Consider the following 23,889-nt stretch of genomic DNA (forward strand, 5'->3'; position numbering starts at 1 on the left):
GCGGCGGACCGGCGCCGCGCGCGGCCCGGCGGGCGCCTGGTCGTCGCGCTCTGCCGGGGCGGTGGAACCGGCACCGCCCCGGCGTGGTCGCCGACCGCCGCCGAGGCCGGCCGCGTGATCACCGGTTGAGGAGTGCGGCGTACGCGTGGCGGTCGCGGCACTCCATAACCGGTGATCTTCAAGAGATCGGCGTTCCCCTCCCCTCCGCTCCGACACCACGGCGCCCGGCCCCGGCGACGGGTCGGGTCGGGTCGGGTCGGGGACGAAGCCTCCGGCCGGCCGGGCCGCGCCGTACCCAGCGGCGGGTCGGGTCGCCGGCCTCTGCCCCGTTCCGGCGCCGTCGGCTCCTTGGTCGAGACGGGGTGGGATGTCGTCGTTTGGTTGACGTTTTGCTGGCGTCAATGAATCATTGACAACTGAGGGACACCGCCTCGCCGTCCGGACGCTGCAGGCCTTGATCAGGAATCGCCGCTGTACTCGCATCGGACGGGTGAAATGGGAGGTCAGCCCGCTCGGCCTGTAACGCCGCGTCGAGGGCACGCAGCCACCCTGCTCCCCCGCCCCGGACGAGCCGGAGTCACGTCCGGCGCGCGATGACCAGCCAGCAGGCCGACGGGTAGCCGACCCCGCGCTCCGGATCGTGATGGGCCACCACGTCGTCACGCAGTCGTTCCAGGGCCAGTTCCCTGGTCCGCGGATCGAGGTCGGCGATCAACCCGGCGTGCTGGGCAGCGAGATAGTCCAGGGCTTCGGCCGGGTGGGGCCCGACGTTCATCAGCTCCTCGACCGGGTCGATCGCGATCTCCTCGAACCCGGCCGCGCCCAGCACCTCCCGCACGCGGGCCGGATCGGCGAACGAGACCGGGCCGGCCCTGCCGTCCTCCGGCGGCCGGGGCGTCACGCGGTCGGGGGTGAGCGCCTCGAGGACCCGATGCATGAACGGGTTGCGGTCGAACGCCTGCCAGACCAGCAGGGCCAATGATCCGCCGGGGCGCAGCGCGGCGGCCAGGTTGCCGAACGCGGCCACCGGGTCGTCGAAGAACATCGTCCCGTGCCGGCTGACGACCACGTCCACACCGGACGGGTCGAACGGGTGGACCTGCGCGTCGGCCCGGGTGAAGGACACGTTCCCGAGCTGTTCCTCCTCGGCCCGGGAACGGGCCACGGCGAGCATCCGGGTGGAGAGGTCCACGCCACGGGCCTGTCCGGTGGGTGCGGCGAGCCGGGCCGCGGCACGGGTGATCGCGCCCGTTCCGCAGCCGACGTCGAGGACCCGCCGGCCACCGACGATGCCGGCGGCATCCAGCAGCGCCTCGTTGTAGGCGGCGACGCCGCGGTCGAAACGGCCCGCGTTGCTCGCCCAGAACTCCCCGGTCTCGCCGTCCCACGCCTGCCGCTGTACCGCGTTCGCCGTCGTAGGGATCACGCTCGGCATTGTCGCGTGCCGACGGCGCGGTGTCAGTCGTCCATCGCGCGAGCGCTGCTGAAGGACACGCCGATCGTCCTGCTGGACGAGGTGAGCTCCGCGCTGGACCCGGTCAACGAGGTCGCCGTCCACGAGGGGATCGAGCGCCTGATGGCGGGCCGGACCGTCGTGATGGTCGCCCACCGGCTGCGGACCGTCCAACGCGCCGACCGCATCGTCTTCCTGGACGGGAGCCGGATCGTCGAGCAGGGCAGCCACGACGACCTGCTGCGCCACGGCGGCCGCTACACCGACTTCTGGGCGGCATCGCTGACCCCGGTCGCCGGCAGGGACCCGATCGCCGGCAGGAACCCGGTCGCCGACACCTGAACCGGCGGGCGGCGCTGAACCGATCGCCGACGGCTGACCCCGCTCGCCGGCGGCTGACCCGGGGCCGGCGCTGAACGGCGGCCGGGGCTGAACCGCGGCCGGGGCTGAACAGGCAGCCGGCCCTGAACAGGTGAGCGGCGTCGGCCCGAGCCCGGCGGCCGCCGTCGACCCGAGCCCCGCGTGCCCGGGTGTGGCGCGGGCGCCTCGTGAGGTTCCCCCGGTTTCGCGGAGTCCGGGTTATCTGTGATCGTCGCGCTGGCCGCGATCGTAGGCGTCCTCGTACTCGTCAGGTGAGAGCCCGCCGAGCCCGGCCTGGATCCGGCGGGGGTTGTACCAGCCGTCTATGTAGCGCAGCAGGGCGTGCTCGGCCTCGGCGCGGGTGGCGAACGTCGTACCCGGCCAGTACACGAGTTCGATCTTGAGCGTGGACCACAGGTTCTCCGCGAGGGCGTTGTCGTAGCTGTCGCCTGTGGACCCGGTCGAGGGTGCGACACCGGAGTCGACCAGGCGCTGGGTGAACCGCAGCGCCGTGTACTGGGCGCCCTTGTCGCTATGGAAGATCAACTCGCCGGAGCGCGCCGATCGGGAGCGCAGCGCATGATCCAGGGCGGTGAGCACCAGCGCGGTGGTCGCCCGCTCACCGGTGGCCCAGCCGACGACCCGGTTGGCGAACGCGTCGCGCACCGAGGCCAGCCACAGCACGCCCTCGCCGGTGACCAGCCGCGTCAGGTCAGCGACCCAGAGCCGGTTCGGCGCGTCGGCCCGGAAGTCGCGCTCGACCCGGTCCGGGGCGGCGGTGTGGTTCGGATCCTGCCGGGTCGAGCCGTGGCGCCAGCCCCGGCGCAGGTGCGCGCCCTGCAGGCCGTGGGTGCGCATGATCCGCTCGATGCGCTTGCGCCCGACGCGCACGCCCTGGCGGCGCAGCTCCAGCCACACCCGCGGCGAGCCGTAGGTAGCGGCGTGCTCGTTCACGCTGCGCACCTTGACGATCTGCTCGAGCAGCGCCGCGTCGTCGAGCTCGCGCCGGCTCGGGGCGGCCTGGCGGGCCCGCCAGTCGTAGTAGGTCGAGGCCGGGATGCCCCGGACCCGCAGTACGAGACCGGCCGGGAAGCCATGGGCGTCGATGAAGCTCATGACCACCTCCGGGTCGGGCCGATCTCGCTGGCGAAATACGCACTCGCCGCGCGCAGGACCTCGTTGACCCGCCGCAGCTCAGCGTTCTCGGCCGCCAACCTGCGGTTCTCCTCAACCATGTCAGTGCTTGAGCGGTCATGCCGTTCGCCGGCGTCGGCCTCGGCCTGACGGACCCAGTTCCGCAAGGCCTCGGGGTGCACGTTGAGCTGCTCGGCCAGCCGCTTGAACGACGGCCGCGGCTCGGACTGTCGATACAGCCGAACCGCCCGTTCCCGCAGCTCATCGGGGTACTTCCTCGGTGCTGCCAACAGAGCCTTCCTTCCCAGTCCCTCACGATGGGACCAGTCTTCGAAGACTCCGGCGAAGCGGGGGAAGCTCATCGGGTGATCACGGAGTGTGTGCGGATCGGTGCCAGATATGGCACCGATCCGCACACACTCCGCGATCACCGGCTTCCGTCGGGCCTCGCCGGCTTCCGCCGAGCCTCGCCGGCCCTCGCCGGCCCTCGCCGGCCCTCGCCGGCCCTCGCCGGCCCTCGCCGGCCCTCGCCGAGCCTCGCCGGGTCTCACCGGGCCGGTGTTCCTCCGCCGGGACCGGCTCCGTCGTCGTTTGGTTGACGATCGGCTGGCGTCAATGAATCATTGACCACAGAGCGCCAACGCCCGCCGACGCAGGTCTCGACGACCGTGACCGGGCTCAGCGCGGCAGTCTGAAGCGCCCCGGCTCGACGAGCTCGCACCGCCCGTCGGCGACCAGGCGGGCCAGGTGCTGCTCGGCGGTGCGCCGTTCGACACTGTCCACCCAGGGCAGGTCGACATGCGGGCGGTACACGAGGCGGTGGGCCACGACGTCGTCCAGGGTGCGGGGCTCGTCGAGGAACTCCAGCAGCCGCTGTTCGCGGGTACGGATCACCTCGCGGTAGGCGCGCAGCTGGGTGCCGAACTCCGCGGCCCCGGTCACCACGCCCTTGTGGTGGAACGTGCCGTACCAGCGGGCCTGGACCTGCAGGCAGCGCTCGATCGACGCCTCGAACGCCTCCAGGTCGCTGCCCACGTCGCCGTAGTGCGGGCCGAACCGGCTCAGGTCGATGTCGCCGACGAAGAAGAAGTCGTCGGGCTCGACCAGCAGCCCGCAGTGCCCGGCCGTGTGCCCGGGCAGGTGCACCACGGTCACGGAGCGGTCGCCGAGGTCGAGCCGGGCGCCGTCGGCCAGTCCGGTCGCGTCCGGGCGGTCCACCAGCGCGAAGTCGCGCACGAGCTCCTGGCGGGTCTCCTCGTCGTGCTCCGGTGGCAGGCCGAAGCCCTCGACGAGCGCGTCCACCGAGCGCACCGCGGCCAGGTCCGCCTCGTGTGCGTGCACCGTGGCGCCGGGGAACCGGTGCAACCCGGCCAGGTGGTCCTCGTGTCCGTGGCTGACCACGACCGTGTCCACCCGGTCCCCGTCGAGCCCCTGCTCCCCCACCGCCAGGGACGGGTCGACCAGCACGGTCTGCGCGCTGCCCCGGATCAGCAGCGAGTTGCCGTACGGGTAGCGACCCCCGTTCTCGGGCACCAGGACGCCGACGGCGCCGTGATCGTGACGGCTCAGACCGGCCATTCGCACCTCCGTAGCACTGACTGCTCCGGACCCGACCCTAGTGCGGTGGTGCCACGCCGGTCACTGTCGCTCGCCGGCGTCGGCACGCTTGCAGTCCTCGACGGGGACGCGGGCGCGGCCCGGATGCTCCTATGGATGTCAAGCGGCGGGTTCGAGGTCGTGGGTGGTGAGTAGGGCGCGGTAGATGTCTCGGGCGATGTAGCGCTTGAGGCAGCGGATGATCTCTTTCTTGCTCATGCCTTCGGCGGTGCGGCGGTCGGCGTAGTCGCGGGTGCGTGGGTCCCAGCGCAGTCGGCAGAGCACGATCCGGTAGAGCGCGGCGTTGGCTTGTCGGTCCCCGCCGCGGTTGAGTCGGTGGCGGTGGGTGCGCCCGGACGACGCGGGCAGTGGTGCGGCCCCGCAGAGCATCGCGAACGCGGCCTCGGACCGCAGTCGGTGCGGGTTCTCGCCCGCGGTGACCAGGAGCTGTCCGGCGACGTCGGGACCAACCCCGTGCATCGCAGCCAGGCTCGGGTTGATCGCGGTCACCAGCGGCGCGATCAACGACTCGATGTCGTCGATCTCGGTGGTCAGCTCGCGGTGGCGGCGGGCCAGGCTGCGCAGCGCGATCAGAGTCGCGGTCTCGGGCTGGTCGGCGTGGGCGGGGTCGGGGCGTCGGGTGGCGCAGTGGGTCAGCAGCTCCCGCAGCCTCATGGGCGCGAGATGGGTGCGCAGCTCGTCGAGGGCAGTGATCAGCAGTGATCGGATCTGGGTCTGGGCCTCGGCGCGGGCGGCGACCGCGGAGCGGCGAGCCACGCGCAGCGCCCGCAGGGCTTCGACTCGTCCGTCGCGCTGCTTGGGGACACCGGTGGCGCGTCCGGCCAGGGCGGCGCGGGCGGCGGCCTCGGCGTCGACCGGGTCGGACTTGCCTTGCCAGCGGCGGGTCTTGCGGTCCGGGCGGTCGACCTCGACCACGGTGATCGCGGCGGTGTGTAGGTGGCGGGCCAGGCCGGCGCCGTAGACGCCGGTGCCCTCGACCCCGACCCGGACCAGCAGCCCGAAGGTCTGCAGCCAGGACACCAGCGCGGCGTAGCCGGCTGCGGTGGCCGGGAACTGGGCGTGTCCCAGTAGCTGGCCGGTGGCCTGGTCGAGGGCGGCGGCGGTGTGGGTGTCTTTGTGGGTGTCGACCCCGCCGGTGACCTGGCGGGGCTCGCCGGGGACGGCGGTGTCAGCGGGGTGGGGGTGTGTCATCGTGGGCATGACCGTCCTGTACTCGTTCGACCGGGCAGGGCGGCACGCACCAGCCGGGGCGAGCGGACAAGACAGTGATGGGTGCCTGCTGGCACAGGCTCCTATGAGGTCACAACCGCCGTCTGGTGAGTGCAAGCGAGCCCCGCAGCGGACCGGCCGACAGATCCGGTTGAGGACCAGGAGTCAGTCAGGCGGTGGGTCAGACCGACCGCTGCGGGGCTCACCTACATCATCCTCACTGTCAGGCGGGCAGCGAGTCGGTGTGCCGCTCCCACGCCCGGTGCAGGCCGAGCACCTCGCAGAAGGCGTCGACGAACTCGTCGGGCACCGAGTCCGTCACGGCCGGGGCCGAGACGACCCCGAGGTCGGTGCTGACCCGGTCGCCCTCGGCCTCGACCCTGGCCGTCCCGTTCGCCGCCCGCGCGACCAGGCGTGTCCCGGCACCGAGGGCGCCGATCGCCTTGGCGTGCTTGATCGCCTCGGTGACGAAGTGCGTCGCGTAGCCGTCCTGCCCGAGCGTCTCGGCGGAGTCCGGGCCGCCGGGCACGACCACCGCGTCGTAGACCACCGAGGCCATCGAGTTGATCGCCCGGTCGACCGCGACGTCCGCACCCTGCGAGTCGCGCACCGGGCCCGCGGTGGGCGCGAGCAGCTCGGGCAGCGCACCGCGCGCGCTCAGGGCCCGGGCCAGCTCGGCCGCGGCGGGGTCGGCGCCGTCGGCGACCAGGATCGCGACCTTGCGCGAGAGCACCGAGCCGAACGTGGTGTTGGCCTGGCTCAGCGCGGGCGAGGTGTGGCCGTGGTTGGGCTTCGGTACGTCGGCCGGGGCCGTGACGCCGACGCCCTCGGCGACGGCGACCGCCAGGTCGTGGTCGATGTGGTTGAGCTGCTCGATCTGCTGCTCCCGCACGTGCATGTGGTCGCATTTGTTCAGCTCGAAGCGGTAGGCGGCGACGATGTGCTCGCGCTCCCAGCCGGCCATGCTGTTCCAGAACAGCGTGGCCTGGCTGTAGTACTCCTGGAAGCTCGGGCTGCGCTTGCGGATCTTCTCGCCGTCCACCCGCTCCTGGTAGTGCCGGAACACCTCGCTGTCGGCGATCGCCGGGCAGCCGCCCTGGAGCGAGTTCTTGTAGTACGGCGCGCGTCCCTGGTGGATCTGCATCTGCATGAACCCGTCGCGCTGGTTGTTGCTGACCGGGGCGACCGCCCGGTTGACCGGCAAGTGATGGAAGTTCGCCGAGCCGAACCGGTTGAGCTGGGTGTCCAGATAGGAGAAGTTGCGGGTCTGCAGCAGCGGGTCGTTGGTGAAGTCGATGCCGGGCACGATGTTCGCCGTGTGGAACGCGACCTGCTCGGTCTCGGCGAAGAAGTTGTCCGGGTTGCGGTTGAGCACCATCTTCCCCACCGGGCGCACCGGCACCTGCTCCTCGGGGATGATCTTCGTCGCGTCCAGCAGGTCGAAGTCGAAGTTGTGCTCGTCGGACTCGGGCACCAGCTGCACGCCCAGCTCGTACTCCGGGAAGGCACCCTTCTCGATGGCCTCCCACAGGTCCCGGCGGTTGAAGTCCGGGTCCTTGCCCTGGATCTTCTGCGCCTCGTCCCACACCAGCGAGTGCGTGCCCAGCACCGGTGTCCAGTGGAACTTCACGAACGTGCCCTGCCCGTCGGCGTTGACGAAGCGGAACGTGTGCACCCCGAACCCCTGCATCGTCCGGTAGCTGCGCGGGATCGCCCGGTCCGACATCAGCCACATGATCGCGTGCTGCGCCTCGGGCTGCAGCGACACGAAGTCCCACAACGTGTCGTGCGCGGACTGCGCCTGCGGGATCGCGGCCTGTGGCTCCGGCTTCACCGCGTGCACGAAGTCCGGGAACTTGATCCCGTCGTGGATGAAGAAGACCGGGAAGTTGTTGCCGACCAGGTCGTAGTTGCCCTGCGCGGTGTAGAACTTCGTCGCGAACCCGCGCACGTCGCGCACCGTGTCGCCGGAGCCCTTGAACCCGGCCACCGTGGAGAACCGCACGAACACCGGCGTCTGCACAGCCGGCTCGGTGAGGAACCGGGCGACCGTGTACTCGGACAGCCGGTCGTCGTAGGGCTGGAAGTAGCCGTACGCCCCGGACCCCCTGGCGTGCACCACCCGCTCCGGGATCCGCTCGTGGTCGAAGTGCATGATCTTCTCGCGGGCGTGGAAGTCCTCGAGCAGCGTCGGGCCGCGCTCGCCGACGGTCAGCGAGTCATCGGTGTGGTCGACCCGCACCCCCTGGTTCGTGGTGAGGGCGGTGTCCTGCGGGTCGTACCGGGCACCGTCGAGCTGGCGCTGCTTGTCCTCGCCCCCGCTCCGCGGGTCCGGGTCGGGGATCGACTGGAACGACGTGGCCATCGGTGGGTTTCCTTCGCTGTCGCGCTTCGGGTCTCGGCTACCTGCTACCCGGCGCGACACGGAAATCACGTGGTGCCGCGGAGTCCGCACGTTCGTGGGGCCGTGAAGATCCCTGTTCCGGGAGCGCGGCGTACGCCCGGACGCACCCGGACGGGGATCATCGGCGCGTGTCGGTTCCCGCCCGGGCCCGGCCGTCCGGCACGATCGTCGGCGATGGCCGATCCCGCTGCGCTCACCCTGCTCTCCGCGCTGCCCCGCCGCCCGGAGCCCGAGGTCCCCGGGCCGCACACCGGGCCGGACTCGGACTGGCCCGGCGTCGACGACCCCGGGGCACTGCGCACCCTGGTCGCCCGCTGGCTGGCCGGTTACGGCGCGGCGCAGACCCGGCGCACCTACGCCTACGCGCTGGGCCTGCCGCCGGAGTGGGCCGACGCCGTCACCGGCGCCGACCGGTCCGTGCCCGAGAGGGACGGCGGCGGGCGCACCCCACCCCCGGCCCGCCGCGGACGGCTGCACCACCTGGCGTACTTCCGCTGGTGCGCCGGCCACGCGCTGGACCCGCGGGCGGCGACGGCCGCGCACGTCACGACCTGGCTGCACGCACTCGACGCCGCAGGCGCCGGCAAGCGGACCCGGGCCCGAATGCTGTCGACGGTGTCGGCGTTCTACGGGTTCCTGGCCGAGGACGGCGTGATCGACGCCAACCCGGCCGCGCTGCACCGGGGGCGGCTCGGCCTCACCGGGACGTCGCGGGACCCGTCCCCGACGATCCGGCTCACGGCCCCCCAGGTCCGTGCCCTGTGGACCTCGGCGGCCCAGCTGCCCAACCGCACCCGGCACCGCGAGCTCTACGCCCAACGGGCCGTCGCCTACGTCGCACTGCTCACCCTGGGCCTGCGGATCTCCGAGATCACCGGGCTGGACCGCGCCGACCTCGTCGTGACCGGTGGCGAGCGGGTGCTGCGGGTCCGCGGCAAGGGCGGCACGGAGCGCGAGGTGTTCCCCGGGGCGGCGACCGTCGACGCCCTGACCGCGTACCTGCTGCTGCGCGACCGCGAGTACGGCGACACGCTGCCGGCCCGCACCGCGGGTGCCCGCCGCTCCCCCATGCTCGCCACCCGCGACGGCGGCCGGTGCTCGCGGCACGACCTGTACCTGCTGCTGCGCCGGATCGCCCGCAACGCGGGCCCGGAGCTGGCCGACGTCGCCGAGCGGGTGCACCCGCACACGCTGCGCCACGCCTACGTCACCCTGGCCCTGGAGGCGGGCGCGCCGATCCAGCACGTCCAGGCCGACGTCGGGCACGCCAGCATCGCCACCACCCGGCACTACGACCGCTCGCTGCGCACCCGCTCCGGCAGTGCGGCCGACCTGGTCACCGGGCTCGTCACCGGTCCCACCGGCTGAGCCCGGCGCCCGGGGTCGCGGGTCAGGAGGGTTCGCGCTCCCGCTGCTCGACGACCTCGCCGTCCTCGATCTTCCGGCGGAACTTCCGCACCTCCTGCTTCACCACCGGAGCGAGGATGTAGAGCCCGAGGATGTTGAACAGCGCCAGCAGGAACAGCACCGCGTCGGCGAAGTTCAGCACGCTGTCCAGCGTGAGCACCGAGCCGACGACGATGAAGAAGCAGAACACGCCCTGGTAGATCCGCTCGGAGAGCAGGCTCTTGCCGAACAGGTACGTCCAGGCCTTCTGCCCGTAGTACCCCCAGGTGATCATCGTGGAGATCGCGAACAGCGCGACGGCCACCACCAGCACGTACGGGAACCAGGGCACGACGGTCTCGAACGCACTCGACGTGACCACGACGCCGTCGGGTTCCGTCCCGGTCGCCAGGTAGGTCGCCTGGGCCTCGTTCCAGAACGCCGAGCCGGCGATGATGATCGTCAGCGCGGTCATGGTGCAGATGATGACGGTGTCGACGAACGGTTCGAGCAACGCGACGTAGCCCTCGGTGACCGGGTTGTCGGTGCGCACCGCGGAGTGCGCGATCGGGGCCGAACCGAGACCGGCCTCGTTGGAGAACGCCGCCCGGGTGAACCCGACGATCATGGCGCCGACGATCCCGCCGACGACCCCCTCGGCGGCGAAGGCACCCGCGAAGATCGCTCCGATCGCCGCGGGGACCTGGTCGATGTTGACCAGGATGACGGTCAGGCATCCGAGCACGTAGATGATGCCCATCGCCGGCACGAGCCGGCTGGTGACCTTGCCGATCACCTTGATCCCGCCGAAGATCACGGCGCCGACCACGGCCGCGAGCACGACCCCGAAGATCGTGGCCGAACCCGCACCGCCGAGCAGTCCCTCCTCGCCGCCGGTGACGTCCTCCAGCAGGGCGAACGTCTGGTTGGCCTGGAACATGTTGCCGCCGCCGATGCCGAAACACAGCAGGAAGATCGCGGCGAGCACGGCGAGGGTCTTGCCCAACATCGCGCCGAAGCGGTTCGGGATCCGCTCGGCGACGCCCTTGCGCAGGTAGTGCATCGGCCCGCCGGATACGGTGCCGTCCTCGTGGATCTCGCGATACCGGACGCCGAGGGTGCACTCGACGAACTTGGTGCACATACCGAACAGGCCGGCCAGGACCATCCAGAAGGTCGCGCCCGGCCCGCCGATCGTCATCGCGACGCCGACACCGGCGATGTTGCCGAGCCCGACCGTCCCGGACAGCGCGGAGGACAGGGCCTGGAAGTGCGTGATCTCGCCCTGCTCGTCCTTGCGCGTGTACCTGCCGCGGACGATCTTCAACGCGAGCCCGAAGCTGCGCGCCTGGACGAACCCGAAGTAGACGGTGAACACGACTGCCGCGAGGATCAGCCAGGCGACGATCCAGGGGAACGTGGTACCGCCGACCGGGAAGCCCACGTCGAACACGAAGGTCGATACCGCGTCGGAGATCGGGGTGAAAGCGCTGTTGATCGCGTTCTCGATGGCGCCGAGCACCCCGGGTTGCGAGGACTCCTGCGCGAGAACGTCGGTGAGCGGCGGCGGGGTCGGAACCGCGGCCGCTGATGTGACGGGCGACATGGACCGGAACCTCAGCGGACAACCGGACGAGAGGCAACACTCACCCGGAACGGTTACCGAATCGTAGGCTCGCGGCGGCTTGAGCTGAACCCCGGTCGAGGTCGCAGGCTGTCCGCATGGAGTCCACACCACAGCCCGACTTCTTCGACCGCGCTTACGCCGAGGGCGATCCGCCCTGGGTGATCGGCGAGCCGCAGCCCGCCGTCGTCGCCCTCGCCGACCGCGGGGAACTCACCGGCCGGATTCTCGAGCCCGGCTGCGGGACCGGCGAGCACACCGTCCACCTCACCCGGCTCGGCCTGGACGTGCTGGGCACCGACGCCTCCCCCACCGCGATCGCCCGTGCCCGGGACCGGGCCCGCGACCACGGCGTCGCGGCCCGGTTCGCCGTCACCGACGCCCTGGACCCGGGCGACCTCGGCCGGTTCGACACCGTGCTCGACAGCGCCCTGTTCCACGTGTTCGACCCCGGCGACCAGGCCCGCTACGCCCGCGGGCTGGCCGGGCTCGTGCGCTCCGGCGGGGTCGTGCACCTGCTGGCGCTCGCCCGTACCGGCGCGGCCGCCGAGTTCGGGCCGGTGATCGACGCCGCCGCGATCCGGGCGGCGTTCACGGGTCCGGTGTGGACGGTCGAGGAGATCGCCTCCACCACCTACCGCGGCATCGTCACCACCGACCTCGCCGACGCCTACGGTCAACCGCCCGGCACGGTGGTGGACGTCCCCGCGCACCTGGCCCGCATCGTCCGCACCTGAGTACACAGCCTCCGTCCGGGACCTCGCCCCGCCGGGGTACCTCGCACCGGGTGCAGTCGGTGCGAGGTCGGCCGACGGGGTGCGACGTGCCGCACGCCGGGTACGGGGCGCGGGTCCGGGGGCGGCGTCAGCTCGGGCGCGCGGGGCGCTTCTGCGGCAGGCAGCAGTCCACGGCGCAGGGCGCGCCGTTGCGGGTGCAGCCGGTCGACGGCACGGAGCCGAGCCGGCGCACGTCCCCGCCGTCGGTGTGCTCGCGGACCAGCTCGATCACCATGTCGGCGAAGCGCGGGTCCGGCCCGGCAGTCGCCGCCCGGGCGAAGCCCATGCCGTGCTCGGCGGCGCGCTCGGCGGCCTCGGTGTCGAGGTCCCAGATGACCTCGACGTGGTCGGAGACGAACCCCACCGGCGCGACGACGACCGCCGGGACGCCCTTGGCGGCCAGGTCGTCGATGTGGTCGACCACGTCCGGCTCCAGCCACGGCACCTGCGGCGGGCCGGAGCGGGACTGCCAGACGACGTCGAAGTCGTCGGTCCCCAGCTCCGCGGCGACCAGCGCGGCCGCCTCGCCGACCTGGCGGGAGTAGCGGTGCCCGCCCTCGGCCGGGGTGCCGGCGGCGGCGTCGGCGGAGTTCGGGATCGAGTGCGCGGTGAACACCAGCCGGGCGGTGTCGCGCTGCTCCTCGGGCAGCTCCTGCAGGGCGGCGCGGACGCCGTCGGCGTTCGCGCGGACGAAGTCGGGGTGGTCGTGGAAGTGCCGCAGCTTCACCAGCTCCGGCGCGTCGTCCCCGGTCGCGGCCCGGGCCCGGGCGATGTCCTCGTGGTACTGGCGGCACGCCGAGTAGCCGCCGTAGGCGCTGGTGGCGAACACCAGCGCCCGGCCGATCCCGGCGCCGGCCATCTCGCGGACGGTGTCCTCGGCGAACGGGTGCCAGTTCCGGTTCCCGAAGTACACCGGGAGCTCGGTGCGGGCGGCGATCGCCAGGACCAGCTCCCGGTTGCGGGCGTTGATCGGTGAGACGCCGCCGAAGTGCTGGTAGTGCTCCTCGACGGCGTCGAGCCGCTCGGGCGGTACGCCGCGGCCCCGGGTCACGTTCTCCAGGAACGACCGGACCTCGTCGGGGGCCTCGGGCCCACCGAAGGACAGCACCAGGATGGCGTCGAACTGTTCGGGCACGTGTCCGATTATCGACCCCGCCCCGCGGCGCCGCCCGCGGGCCTCAGACCCCGACCGCGTGCACCCCGCCGTCGGCCATCACCATCGAGCCGGTGGTGGTCGGCATCCAGTCCGAGAGCACCGCGCAGACGGTCTTGGCGACCGGCACCGGGTCGTTCATGTCCCAGCCGAGCGGGGCCCGGGCGTCCCAGACGTCCTCGAACGCGTCGAAGCCCGGGATCGACTTGGCGGCCATCGTCTTCACCGGGCCGGCGGCGACCAGGTTGACCCGGATGCCGTCGCGGCCCAGGTCACGGGCCAGGTAGCGGGTGACCGACTCCAGCGCCGACTTCGCGACGCCCATCCAGTCGTAGGCCGGCCAGGCCTGCCGGTTGTCGAAGTCCATCCCGACGATCGAGCTGCCGGGTCCGAGCAGCGGCTTGCACGCCATCGCCAGGGACTTCAGCGAGAAGGCGCTGACCTGGATGGTGGTCGCGACGTCCGCCCACTCGGCCTTGAGGAACGCGCCCTCCCCCAGCGCACCGGGCGGGGCGAACCCGATCGAGTGCAGCACGCCGTCGAGCCGCGGGTCGTCCCCGAGGTGCGGCGTGACCCGCTCGACCAGCGAGTCCAGCTGCTCCTGGTCCGACACGTCCAGCTCGACGACCGGTGCGGGCTTCGGCAGCCGCTGCGCGATCCGCTCGACCAGCCGCATCCGGCCGAAGCCGGTGAGCACCACCTCGGCGCCCTGCTCCTGGGCGATCTTGGCGGAGTGGAAGGCGAGCGAGGCATCGGTGATCACACCGGTGATCAGCAGCCGCTTGCCGTCGAGCAGTCCCATGACGTCCTTTCGAAGTTCCGTGCGGGCCTACGTGACCGGGGCGTAGGTGACCCCGGCCTAGTGACCCATGCCCAGGCCGCCGTCGACCGGGACGACCGCCCCGGTCACGTAGCCGGCGCCCGGCGAGGCGAGGAAGGTGACGACCGAGGCGACCTCGTCGGCGTCGGCGTAGCGGGCCAGCGGGATCGTCCCGAGGATCTCGTCGCGCCGCTTCTCGGGCAGCGCGCGGGTCATGTCGGTGTCGACGAACCCGGGGGCGACGACGTTCGCGGTGATGCCCCGGCTGCCGAGCTCGCGGGCCACCGAGCGGGCCAGGCCGACGAGCCCGGACTTCGAGGCCGCGTAGTTGACCTGCCCCGCCGAGCCGGACAGCCCGACCACCGACGAGATGAAGATCATCCGCCCGCCCTTGGCCTTCAGCATCCCCCGTGACGCGCGCTTGGCGACCCGGTAGGCGGCGGTCAGGTTGGCGTCGACGACCCCGGTGAACGACTCCTCGCTCATCCGCATGAGCAGGCCGTCGTCGTTGATCCCGGCGTTGGACACCAGCACCTCGACCGGTCCGTGCGCGGCCTCGACCTCGGTGAAGGCGGCGTCCACCGACGCGGCGTCGGTCACGTCGCAGTGCACCGGCAGCAGGTCGTCCCCGACGCCGTCCTTCCCGGAGCGGTAGGTCACCGCCACCCGGTCCCCCTGGGCGGCGAACGCACTCGCGATCGCCAGTCCGATACCGCGGTTGCCTCCGGTCACGAGCACGCTGCGTCCCACGCCGGAGAACTTAACGTACGGCCTCCGGGCGCCGCGGAGGTCGGACCCGGCTCACGGCAACCGGCGCCCGAGCAGGATCCCCGCCCCGAGCCCGCTGATCAGCAGGAGGAACCCGCCGATCATCCACGGCCGGCTGGCGTCGACCTCGCGTTCCTCGTATCCGAGCTCCTCGGACAGGTCGGAGTAGACCGCACGCAGCTCGGATTCCGTGGCGGCGGTGAAGAACCGGCCGCCGGACAGCGTCGCGATGCGTTCCATCGAGGCGTCGTCGACGGCCACCGGGGTGCGCCCGCCGTCGAGCTCGATCGAGCCGTAGCTGGTCCCGAACGAGATCGTCGAGACCGGGATCCCCCGGGCCGCAGCCTCGGACGCGGCGGTGAACGAACCCCGCGGCTCGTTCTCGCCGTCGGGGCCGGGGACGGTCTGGGTGCCGTCGGAGAGCAGCACGACCCGCGACGGCGGGGGCACGCCCTCCTGGTCCGGCCCGCCCTGCAGGGACCGGGAGAAGGTGTCGATCGACTGCATCGCGGTGAAGATCGCCTCGCCGGTCGCGGTGGACTCGGCGAGCGCGAGGTTGTCCACGCCGTTCTTCACGCCGGCGCGGTCGGTGGTCGGCGACACCAGGACCGCGGCGGTCCCGGCGAACGAGACCAGGCCCAGGTTGACGCCCGGGGTGAGCTGGTCGGCGAACTGTTTGGCCGCCGACTGCGCGGCGGCCAGCCGGCTGGGTGCGACGTCGGTCGCCTTCATCGACAGCGACACGTCGATCACCAGCATCACGGTGGCCCGGTTGCGCGGGACCTTCGCCATCGCCTGCGGGCCGGCCAGGGCGACCGTCAGCACCGCCAGCGCCGCGATCATCGCGATCGCCGGGAGGTGCCGCAGCCGGCCGGGGCGCTTCGGGGCGACCGTCTCGAGCAGCTCCAGGTTGGTGAACCGGACGACGTCGCGGCGGCGCCGGCGCAGCAGCCACACGTACCCGCCGACCATCGCCGCGACGACGAGCAGCCCGAGCAGCCACCACGGGCTCGCGAACGTCATGCCGGCCTCCCGGCGCGCGGCGCCCCGCCCCCGGACCAGGCGTGCTTGCGCGCGACGGCGAACCGCACGATGTCGGCCACCCAGTCCCGGTCGGTCCGCAGGGTCAGCTGCGCCGCGCCGCAGCGGCGCAGCGCGGCGGCGACCCGGTCGCGGTGCGCGGACGCGGCCGCGGCGAACTCGCGGCGCAGCAGCGGCGTCGTCTCCACCTCGCGCTGGCGCCCGGTCTCCGGGTCGGCGAGCACGACGGTGCCGACGTCGGGCAGCTCCAGCTCACGCGGGTCGACGAGCTCGATCGCGAGCAGGTCGTGCCGGCCGGACAGCGCGCGCAGCGACCGCTCCCACACCGGCTCGCCGAGGAAGTCGGAGACCACCGCGACCAGGCCGCGGCGGCGCGGTGGGCGGCGCAGCTGGTCCAGCGCGTCGGTGAGGTCGCCGCGGACACCCTCGGGCGCGGGCGGCATCGTCGCCACCCGGCGGAGCAGCCCGCGTGCGTGCGCCAGGCCTCCGCGGGCGGGCAGCCGCAGCGTCTGCTCCCCGTTCGCGACGACGGCGCCGATCCGGTTCCCGCCACCCACGGTGAGCTGGGCGACGGCGGTGAGCCCGGCCAGCGCGAGGTGGCGCTTGTCGGTGCCCGCGGTGCCGAAGTCGAGGCTGCGGGACAGGTCGACGACCGCCCAGGTCTCCAGCTCGCGGTCGGCGACGGTCTCGCGGACGTGCGGGCTGGTGGTGCGGGCGGTGACCGACCAGTCCATCCGGCGGACGTCGTCGCCGGGCTGGTAGAGCCGGGCCTCCCCCGGCTCGCTGCCCGGTCCGGGCAGCAGGCCGACGTGGTTGCCCTGCAGCAACCCGTCGAGCCGGCGGCGCACGGTCAGCTCCAGGGACTTGAGCGACGCCTCGAGCCGCACGAGATCGGGCGTCGAGCCGTCACCGCGGCCGGGCGCCGCGCCGGCCCCGGCCGCCGGGCCGCCGGGTTCCGACCCGTCGGGTTCCGGTCTGCCGGGTTCCGGTCTGCCGGGTTCCGGTCCGCCGGGCGTGCCCGCCGGGGTCTCGGCCGTCACGCCGGGCCACCTGCCGGGCCGCCCGCCGATCCGGTGCCGGGAGCGGGCTGGTCCGCCGGCTGTGCCTCCGGCCACGCCGGGCCCGCCGGGGCCGCGGCCGGCGCGGGCACCGTGCCGGGGCGGGCGCTGACCTGCGGCAGCGGCACGGTCTGCAGCACCCGGGAGACGATGTGGTCGACCGGGACCTGGTCGGCGACGGCGTCGTAGGACAGCACGAGACGGTGCCGCAGCGCGTCCGGCGCGACCTCCAGCACGTCCTGCGGGAGCACGTAGTCCCGGCCCCGCACGAGTGCGAGCGCGCGGGCGGCGGCCACGATGCCCAGCGACGCGCGGGGCGAGGCGCCGTAGGCGATCCACGAGGCCACGTCGGAGAGCCCGTGCTCGCCCGGGTGCCGGGTCGCGACGACGAGGCGGACCACGTAGTCGACCAGGGCGTGGTGGACGAAGACGTCGGCGGCGGTGCGCTGCAGGTGCACCAGCTCGGCCGGGGAGAGGATCTGCGTGGGCTCCGGCGGGGTCGACCCCATCCGGTAGATGATCTCGCGCTCCTCCTCGATCCCCGGGTACTCGATGAGCAGCTTGAACAGGAAGCGGTCGCGCTGCGCCTCGGGCAGCGGGTAGACGCCCTCGTTCTCGATCGGGTTCTGGGTGGCGAGCACCAGGAACGGGTCCGGCATCGGGTGGTCGCGGCCGCCGAGGGAGAGCTTGCGCTCGGCCATCACCTCGAGCATCGCGGACTGCACCTTGGCCGGCGCGCGGTTGATCTCGTCGGCGAGCACGAAGTTCGCGACGACCGGGCCGAGCTCGATGTCGAACTCCTCGCGCCCCTGCCGGTAGATGCGGGTACCCAGGATGTCGGCGGGCACCAGGTCGGGGGTGAACTGCAGGCGCGAGAAGCTCCCGCCGACGACCCGGGCGAACGTCTCCACCGCCAGGGTCTTCGCGACGCCGGGGACGCCCTCGAGCAGCAGGTGTCCCTTGGCCAGCAGGCCGACGAGCATCCGCTCGACCAGCCGGTCCTGGCCGACGATCACCCGCTTGACCTCGAGCACCGCTCGCTCGAGCCGCTCGGCGTCCGAGGCCGGGGTGGTCGGGGCGCCGGTCGCGGAGATGTCGTTCGACCCAGTCGTGCTCACCGTGCCATCCCATCGCGCGGCCCGTGTGACTCCGGTGAAACTTCCCCTGGCCGTGGCTCGGTCCGGTCAGGCCAGGGCGTGCAGCACCGCGGCGGTGAGCGCCGTCTGCCGGACCACGCCGGACACCAGCGCGTGTTCGTGCCGGGCGTGCGCGCCGCCACCGTGCGCGCCGAGCCCGTCCAGCACGCCGAGGCCGAGCGCGGCGAGGAAGTTCGCGTCGCTGGCCCCGCCGACGGCGATCTCGGACAGATCCACCCCGATCCCGGACGCCGCCGCCGTGGCGATGCCGTAGAGCCCGGCGGTCTGCGGGGTCCGTTCCATCACCGGCCGGTTCCACTCCCCCGTGACCCGCACGGCCGCGTCCGGGTGCCGGGCCGCCAGGCCGTCGAGCACCCGCTCGATCCGGGTGATCTCGGCGGCGCTCGACACCCGGACGTCGAACTCGCCCCAGGCGTGCCCGGCCGTCACGTTGGTGCGGCTGCCGCCACCGACGACGCCGACGTTCACGCTGGTCCCGGCGTCGAGATCGGCCGCGGAGTGCAGGTCGAGCACCAGCCGGGCGAGCTCGTCGACGGCGCTCGCCCCGGCCGTCGGGTCCAGCCCGGCGTGCGCCTCGACGCCGTCGACGTCGACCCGGAAGATCCCGACGCCCTTGCGCGCGGTCTTCACCGCCCCGCCCGGGCCTGCCGGCTCGAACACCAGCCCGGCCCGGGCACCGACGGCGGCCTTCTCGATCACCGGCCGGGACACCGGCGAACCGATCTCCTCGTCGCCGGTCAGCAGCAGCCGGATCGGCGGCAGCGCGAGGCCGGCCTCGCGGGCGATCCGGGCCGCCCACAGCGCCTGGACCAGCCCGGCCTTCATGTCGAACACCCCGGGCCCGGTGATCCGGTCGCCGTCGACCGCGAACGGCATCCCGGCCAGGGTCCCGACCGGCCACACGGTGTCGTAGTGGGCCAGCAGCAGCACCGGGTCGGCGGCCGAGCCGTCGAACTCCAGGAGCCGGACGTCGCCGAACTCCCCACCCTCCACTGTGGACGACGACGTGGCGGGGCCCACCCGCTCGGTGACCAGACCGTCCAACCAGGACAGGCCGGTCGCCAGCGCGGCCCGGTCGTCGCTCGGGGTCTCGATCTCGACGTAACCGCGCAGGTCCGCGAGCATCGACGGCAGCGCCGCCCGCGCGGCGTCCAGCAGAGTCATGCGGCTCCCACTTCCTCCAGCACCCGCAGGTGGTCCTCATCTCCTGAGCATGATCACGCGTTCGTAGTGGATAGGTGCCGGATCTGGCACCTATCCACTACGAACGGCTGATCACCGGCCGAGCCACACGGTGCCGCCTCGCCCCGCACCGGGCTGGCAGGATCACCACATGGCGAAGAACCTGAAGTGGCGCGACCTCGGCACCGGCGGGCGGATCCTGGTGGCGCTCACCGCGATCCTGCAGTTCGGGCTGCTCGGCGCGGCGTGGGCGGACCTCGCGCGCCGTCGACCGGCCGAGGTGAACGGCCCGCGCTGGGCGTGGGCGCTCGCCGCGCTGGTCAACTTCGCCGGCCCGATCGCCTACTTCGCCCGCGGCCGCAGGCGCTGACCGCCTCAGCAGGTGCCGTCGCCGTCCAGCAGGCAGGTTCCGTCGCCGTCCAGCAGGCAGGTCCCGTCGCCGTCCAGCAGCTCGACCATGGCGCGCAGCGCAGGGCCCGGGTCGTCCTCGCGCCAGGCGAGGGCGAGCGGGACCTCCGGACCGCCGGAGAGCGGCACGAGCACGACGCCGGGCACCTTCAGATGCCTGGCGGTCTCGAGCACCAGCCCGACCCCGCGACCCGCCCCGGCCAGGACCATGGCCGTGTGCATGTCCGGCGCCTCCTGACGGATCGTCGGGCTCATCCCGTGCCGGTGGAACGCACCGTGGATCGCCGTGGTGAGCACGGAGCCCCGGCGGGCGGGATACCCGATCAGCGGCTGGTCCCGGAGATCCGGAACGGTGATCTCGGTGCGGTCGGCGAACCGGTGGTCGGCCGGCAGGGCCACCAGGAAGCGCTCCCGGGTGATCTCGCGGACCCGGAGCCCGGTGGTCGATACGGGCAGGCGGACCAGCGCCGCGTCGATCTCACCCCGGTGCAGCATCTCCAGTAGCTCACCGGTCAGGTAGGGCGCGACCGTCTCGAGCCGGACCCCGGGTCGTTGTTCGCGGAACCGGCGCGCCAGATCCAGCAGTACCTGGTACGAGCCGGGGCCGGTGAAGCCCAGCCGGACGTGCCCGGAGTGACCGGCCGCCGCCTCCCGTGCGCGGTCGCTCGCGGCCTGCACCGCGTCCAGCGCGCGCCGGGCCTCGACCAGGAAGGCCGCGCCCGCAGCGGTGAGCGTGACCCGCCGGGTCGTGCGCTGCAGCAGGGTGGTCCCGACCCCGCGCTCCAGCTTCTTGATCATCTGGGACAGCGGCGGCTGCGAGATGCCCAGCCGCTCGGCGGCGCGCCGGAAGTTGAGCTCCTCGGCGACGACCACGAACGCTCGCAGGTGCCTGAGTTCCACTCGATCCCACCCGTGGTCGCCGGTGCCGCCGCACCGAACGGCGTTCGCCCAGGTCATCGCCGATTGATTCGCACCAGCGAATCAACTGTAGCGCCAAGTCGTGTTGGTCGGCACACAATCGCGCCCGTAGCGTGCCGTCCGCGGGTCCGGTGCGAGACGCAACACACACCGTCCCTCCGGCCCCGCTACCGGGCCGCGGCACACCCCGCCCGCGGTTCTGCGCGCCGATGACGTCCGCGACAGATGAGAGACGAGCACATGCCGATCACCGGTCGCTTGCGCGACGACGAGAAGATGGCCCGGAAGGCGGGCTGGGCGTCCTTCGTGGGCACCACGGTCGAGTGGTACGACTTCTACATCTACGGTCTGGCGTCCGCGCTGGTCTTCGCGCCGCTGTTCTTCGCCGAGGTCCCGCCGTCGGTCGGGATCCTGCTCTCGTTCGCCACGTTCTGGATCGGTTTCCTGTCCCGGCCGATCGGCGCGATCGTCTTCGGGCACCTCGGTGACCGGGTGGGGCGCAAAAAGGCTCTGGTCACGACGCTGCTGCTGATGGGGGTCAGCACGGTCGGCATCGGCCTGCTCCCGACCTACGCCGACGTGGGCATGCTCGCGCCGATCCTGCTGTGTGTGCTCCGCGCCGTGCAGGGTCTGGCCGTCGGTGGCGAGTGGGGCGGCGCCGTGCTGATCGCCACCGAGCACGTGAAGAAGGAACGCGGATTCCTGTTCGGCGCGTTCGCCCAGCAGGGCTCACCCGCCGGGCGGATCCTCGCGACGATCTCGTTCCTCGCCATCAGCCAGCTGCCCAGCGAGGCGGTGCTCGGCTGGGCGTGGCGGCTGCCGTTCCTGGCGTCCGCGGTCCTGGTGCTCGTCGGGCTCGTCATCCGGCTCAAGCTGGAGGAGTCGCCCGAGTTCGCGGCGATGAAGTCCTCCCGCCGGACCGAGCGGATCCCGCTGCTCACGCTCGTCCGCGGGCACACGCGCCCGGTGCTGCTCGGCGTGGCCGCGATCCTCGTCGTCTTCGCGCTCACCTATGCACGGGACACCTTCGCGCTGGCCTGGGCCACCAGCGAGCTCGGTTTCGAGCGCGAGGGCTTCCTGACGATCATCCTCGTCTCCAGCGTGGTCCAGTTCGTCGTCCAGCCGTTCGGAGCGGTGCTGGCGACGCGGTGGAACGTCCGCACGGTCGTCACCGTGCTGCTCGCGCTCGAGGTCGTCGCCCTGCCGCTGATGTTCGTGCTCATCGGCACCGGCAGCTACCCGCTCGCGATGCTCGGCGCCGTCATCGCGACGATCCCGGACGTCATGTACTACGCGATCATGGCGGGGATGCTCGCCCAGGCGTTCCCGCCGAGCGTGCGCTACACCGGGATCGCCGGCACCTACGCACTGACCGGCATGATCGGCGGCGCCCTGCCGCTCATCCTGCAGTCCCTGCTCACCGGGACCGGGACGATCTGGACGTCGATCGGCTTCGTCGCGGTCTGCTGCCTGGCGTCGCTGTTCGGGGCACGTGCCCTGCTCACGCTGTCCGCGCGTCGCGACGCGGCGGAGGCCGAGGCGGCGGCCACCGGAGCGGAGTCGCGGTAGTCACGCGCCGGGCCCGTCGCCGGGTGGTCCCTGTTCCACGAACCGCAGGGTCAGGGCGAGGTAGTCGCGCAGCGGGACCGTGCGCGGCGCCCGCCGGTGCTGTGCCCAGATCGCGTTGAGCGTGGACGGCGTCAGGCTGCGTGCACGCAGGACCGCAGCGCGCGCCTCGGCGGCACCGATCTCCCGGCCGGCCAGCCCGGCGAACGCCACGAGCAGCCCGGCCGCCGACTCCTCGTCCACCTGCTCTGCCCTCCGCCCCGGCGTGCCGGGACACAGCAGAGCACGAACCACCGACAGTCCATGGCCGGCCGTGGTTGCGCTGCCGGGGCCTACCCCACGACGAGGACGGCCACCGCGGCGACGCCGATCACGATGATCACCGCGCGGAGCAGTGCCGGCGGCAGCCTGCGCCCGACCTTCGCCCCGAGCAGGCCGCCCACGATGGAGCTCGCCGCGATGATCCCGACGACCGTCCAGTCCACCGGCGCGACGAACGCGTAGATCACCCCGGCGACCAGGTTGACCACCGAGGCCAGGGTGTTCTTGAAGGCGTTGAGGCGCTGCAGCGGGTCGGCCACGAGCAGGCCCATCACGCCGACCAGCATGATCCCCTGCGCGGCGGTGAAGTAGCCGCCGTAGGTGCCGACCAGGAAGATCAGCAGGTAGAGCCCCGGCGACGACGTCCGGCTGCGCTGCTCCCGGTTGCGCAGCCGTCGCGCGAGCACCGGCTGCGCCATGACCAGCAGCACCGAGAGCCCGACGAGGACCGGCACGATCGTCTCGAACGCGTCCGGCGGCAGCGAGAGCAGCAGCACGGCGCCGAGGATCGCGCCGAAGAACGAGGCGATGCCGTAGCGCAGCAGGCGCGGGCCGTGCCCCGCGAGTTCCTTCCGGTAGCCGATCGCGCCCGTGATGGATCCGCTGATGAGACCGATGGCGTTCGACGTCGTCGCCGTCACCGGCGGGAATCCGAGCGCCACCAGTACCGGGAAGGTCACCAGCGTCCCGGACCCGACGACGGTGTTGATCAGCCCGGCCCAGAGCCCGGCCAGGGCGATGACCGCGACCTCCCACAACTCCACTGCGACCACACTACGAAGCGGTCGTCGCGCCCCTGACAGGGAGGGTTGCGTAAGGCTTACACCATCTGTGTAAGGCCACATACGCAGAGCGTATGCTCACCATCTCATGACGTCCGATCCGCGCTGGTCTCCCCCGCCCGCCCCCGTCCGCCGGGCGCTGGACCGGGTGTCGATCGTCGCCACCGCGCTCGACGTCGCCGATGCCGACGGGCTGGCCGCGGTGTCCATGCCCCGGCTGGCCCGCGAGCTGGGCACCGCGCCGATGTCGCTGTACCGGCACGTCCCGGGCAAGGACGCACTGGTCGATCTGCTCCTCGACACCGCGCTGGGCGCACCGCCGGACCTGCACGGCTGCGGGCTGCGGCTCGGCTGCGAGATCTGGGCGACGGCGCTGCGCGACGTCCTCGGCGAGCATCCGTGGGCGGTCGGGCTACTGGCCGGCGACCGCACCGCCGGGCCGGCCGAATGCGCCTGGGCGGAGGCACTGCTCGCGCACGTCGTGGCCACCGGGCACCCGCTGCACGCCGCGGTCGAGATCCTGCATCTCGTGCACGGCTACGTCCGCGGCTCGGCCGCACTGGCCGGGGACCGGTTGCCCACCGCGGCCGACCTGGAACGCTCCGGCCGGGCCGCGGAGCTGCCCGTCCTGGCCCGGCTGCTCGGCGGAGCGGTCGTGCGTGGCCCCGGCGGCGCCGAGCCGCTGTTCGAGAGCGGCCTGCGCCGCACCCTCGACGCCGTCGAGGCCACGCTGTGACACCCGCCGTCGCACA

23 protein-coding genes are annotated in these 23,889 nt (G+C 72.8%); 6 read left to right on the plus strand and 17 right to left on the minus strand.

Annotated features, from left to right (window positions below):
* Positions 1-577: 577 nt before the first annotated feature.
* Positions 578-1,426: a class I SAM-dependent methyltransferase gene (locus tag JOF36_RS21015; RefSeq protein ID WP_210029876.1), complete on the minus strand. Its 849-nt coding sequence runs from the start codon at positions 1,424-1,426 to the stop codon at positions 578-580.
* Positions 1,427-1,441: 15 nt separating this feature from the next.
* Between JOF36_RS21015 and JOF36_RS21020 the strand changes: the two genes are divergently transcribed.
* Positions 1,442-1,795: a hypothetical protein gene (locus JOF36_RS21020; protein WP_245350926.1), complete on the plus strand. Its 354-nt coding sequence runs from the start codon at positions 1,442-1,444 to the stop codon at positions 1,793-1,795.
* 237 nt (positions 1,796-2,032) lie between these two features.
* Here JOF36_RS21020 and JOF36_RS21025 read toward each other — a convergent pair whose 3' ends face one another.
* The 5 genes from JOF36_RS21025 to JOF36_RS21045 all read right to left on the minus strand — a co-directional run bounded on the left by JOF36_RS21025 (position 2,033) and on the right by JOF36_RS21045 (position 8,138).
* Positions 2,033-2,929 carry an IS3 family transposase gene (locus JOF36_RS21025; RefSeq protein WP_210029735.1) on the minus strand — a complete coding sequence of 299 codons (897 nt, stop codon included), beginning with the start codon at positions 2,927-2,929 and terminating at the stop codon, positions 2,033-2,035.
* Positions 2,926-3,237, minus strand: coding sequence for a transposase (locus JOF36_RS21030; RefSeq protein ID WP_210029743.1), 312 nt, complete (start codon positions 3,235-3,237; stop codon positions 2,926-2,928). Before JOF36_RS21030 ends, JOF36_RS21025 begins: the two co-directional genes overlap by 4 nt.
* Positions 3,238-3,625: 388 nt before the next feature.
* A complete protein-coding gene (locus JOF36_RS21035; protein ID WP_210029878.1) occupies positions 3,626-4,525 on the minus strand; it encodes an MBL fold metallo-hydrolase in 900 nt (299 codons plus the stop codon).
* A gap of 138 nt (positions 4,526-4,663) precedes the next feature.
* Positions 4,664-5,755, minus strand: coding sequence for an IS110 family RNA-guided transposase (locus tag JOF36_RS21040; RefSeq protein WP_210036003.1), 1,092 nt, complete (start codon positions 5,753-5,755; stop codon positions 4,664-4,666).
* 241 nt (positions 5,756-5,996) lie between these two features.
* A complete protein-coding gene (locus JOF36_RS21045) occupies positions 5,997-8,138 on the minus strand; it encodes a catalase (RefSeq protein ID WP_210029880.1) in 2,142 nt (713 codons plus the stop codon).
* Positions 8,139-8,351: 213 nt separating this feature from the next.
* Between JOF36_RS21045 and JOF36_RS21050 the strand changes: the two genes are divergently transcribed.
* Positions 8,352-9,545: a tyrosine-type recombinase/integrase gene (locus tag JOF36_RS21050; RefSeq protein WP_210029882.1), complete on the plus strand. Its 1,194-nt coding sequence runs from the start codon at positions 8,352-8,354 to the stop codon at positions 9,543-9,545.
* Between the two features lie 22 nt (positions 9,546-9,567).
* Here the strand turns inward: JOF36_RS21050 and JOF36_RS21055 are convergent, their stop codons facing one another.
* Positions 9,568-11,169, minus strand: a complete 1,602-nt coding sequence (locus JOF36_RS21055) for an alanine/glycine:cation symporter family protein (RefSeq protein WP_210029890.1) — start codon at positions 11,167-11,169, stop codon at positions 9,568-9,570.
* 116 nt (positions 11,170-11,285) lie between these two features.
* Between JOF36_RS21055 and JOF36_RS21060 the strand changes: the two genes are divergently transcribed.
* Positions 11,286-11,924 carry a class I SAM-dependent methyltransferase gene (locus JOF36_RS21060; RefSeq protein WP_210029898.1) on the plus strand — a complete coding sequence of 213 codons (639 nt, stop codon included), beginning with the start codon at positions 11,286-11,288 and terminating at the stop codon, positions 11,922-11,924.
* A 127-nt stretch (positions 11,925-12,051) separates the two neighbouring features.
* Here the strand turns inward: JOF36_RS21060 and JOF36_RS21065 are convergent, their stop codons facing one another.
* The 7 genes from JOF36_RS21065 to JOF36_RS21095 form a co-directional block, all read right to left on the minus strand.
* On the minus strand, positions 12,052-13,098 hold the full coding sequence (locus tag JOF36_RS21065) for a ferrochelatase (RefSeq protein WP_210029900.1): 1,047 nt from the start codon (positions 13,096-13,098) through the stop codon (positions 12,052-12,054).
* Positions 13,099-13,141: 43 nt separating this feature from the next.
* Complete coding sequence (gene fabI, locus JOF36_RS21070; RefSeq protein ID WP_210029902.1) at positions 13,142-13,918, minus strand: enoyl-ACP reductase FabI; 777 nt, start codon at positions 13,916-13,918, stop codon at positions 13,142-13,144.
* Between the two features lie 57 nt (positions 13,919-13,975).
* Positions 13,976-14,686 (minus strand): 3-oxoacyl-ACP reductase FabG, encoded by a 711-nt coding sequence (gene fabG / locus JOF36_RS21075; protein ID WP_210029910.1) that lies wholly within the window; start codon positions 14,684-14,686, stop codon positions 13,976-13,978.
* Between the two features lie 51 nt (positions 14,687-14,737).
* The gene (locus JOF36_RS21080) at positions 14,738-15,727 is read right to left on the minus strand and encodes a VWA domain-containing protein (protein WP_210029912.1); all 990 of its coding nucleotides are present in this window, start codon (positions 15,725-15,727) and stop codon (positions 14,738-14,740) included.
* A complete protein-coding gene (locus JOF36_RS21085) occupies positions 15,724-16,632 on the minus strand; it encodes a DUF58 domain-containing protein (RefSeq protein WP_210036005.1) in 909 nt (302 codons plus the stop codon). The genes JOF36_RS21080 and JOF36_RS21085 overlap by 4 nt, the downstream gene beginning before the upstream one ends.
* Positions 16,633-16,781: 149 nt before the next feature.
* A complete protein-coding gene (locus JOF36_RS21090; RefSeq protein ID WP_307862498.1) occupies positions 16,782-17,921 on the minus strand; it encodes an AAA family ATPase in 1,140 nt (379 codons plus the stop codon).
* Positions 17,922-17,987: 66 nt separating this feature from the next.
* Positions 17,988-19,124, minus strand: coding sequence for a M20/M25/M40 family metallo-hydrolase (locus tag JOF36_RS21095; protein ID WP_210029914.1), 1,137 nt, complete (start codon positions 19,122-19,124; stop codon positions 17,988-17,990).
* A gap of 169 nt (positions 19,125-19,293) precedes the next feature.
* Here JOF36_RS21095 and JOF36_RS21100 point away from each other — a divergent pair, with 169 nt between their 5' ends.
* Positions 19,294-19,512 (plus strand): PLDc N-terminal domain-containing protein, encoded by a 219-nt coding sequence (locus JOF36_RS21100; protein WP_210029916.1) that lies wholly within the window; start codon positions 19,294-19,296, stop codon positions 19,510-19,512.
* A 5-nt stretch (positions 19,513-19,517) separates the two neighbouring features.
* Here the strand turns inward: JOF36_RS21100 and JOF36_RS21105 are convergent, their stop codons facing one another.
* Entirely contained in the window at positions 19,518-20,450 is a 933-nt protein-coding gene (locus JOF36_RS21105; protein WP_210029918.1) for a LysR family transcriptional regulator, read from the minus strand.
* Positions 20,451-20,708: 258 nt separating this feature from the next.
* Between JOF36_RS21105 and JOF36_RS21110 the strand changes: the two genes are divergently transcribed.
* The gene (locus tag JOF36_RS21110; RefSeq protein WP_245350928.1) at positions 20,709-22,037 is read left to right on the plus strand and encodes an MFS transporter; all 1,329 of its coding nucleotides are present in this window, start codon (positions 20,709-20,711) and stop codon (positions 22,035-22,037) included.
* Here JOF36_RS21110 and JOF36_RS21115 read toward each other — a convergent pair whose 3' ends face one another.
* Together JOF36_RS21115 and JOF36_RS21120 are read right to left on the minus strand one after the other, a co-directional pair.
* Positions 22,038-22,277: a hypothetical protein gene (locus tag JOF36_RS21115; RefSeq protein WP_210029920.1), complete on the minus strand. Its 240-nt coding sequence runs from the start codon at positions 22,275-22,277 to the stop codon at positions 22,038-22,040. It lies immediately after the preceding gene.
* An 89-nt stretch (positions 22,278-22,366) separates the two neighbouring features.
* Positions 22,367-23,119 carry a sulfite exporter TauE/SafE family protein gene (locus JOF36_RS21120; protein ID WP_307862499.1) on the minus strand — a complete coding sequence of 251 codons (753 nt, stop codon included), beginning with the start codon at positions 23,117-23,119 and terminating at the stop codon, positions 22,367-22,369.
* A 106-nt stretch (positions 23,120-23,225) separates the two neighbouring features.
* Between JOF36_RS21120 and JOF36_RS21125 the strand changes: the two genes are divergently transcribed.
* Positions 23,226-23,873: a TetR/AcrR family transcriptional regulator gene (locus tag JOF36_RS21125; protein WP_210029924.1), complete on the plus strand. Its 648-nt coding sequence runs from the start codon at positions 23,226-23,228 to the stop codon at positions 23,871-23,873.
* Positions 23,874-23,889 lie beyond the last annotated feature (16 nt).

It is taken from the genome of Pseudonocardia parietis (assembly GCF_017876315.1).
GTDB lineage: Bacteria > Actinomycetota > Actinomycetes > Mycobacteriales > Pseudonocardiaceae > Pseudonocardia > Pseudonocardia parietis.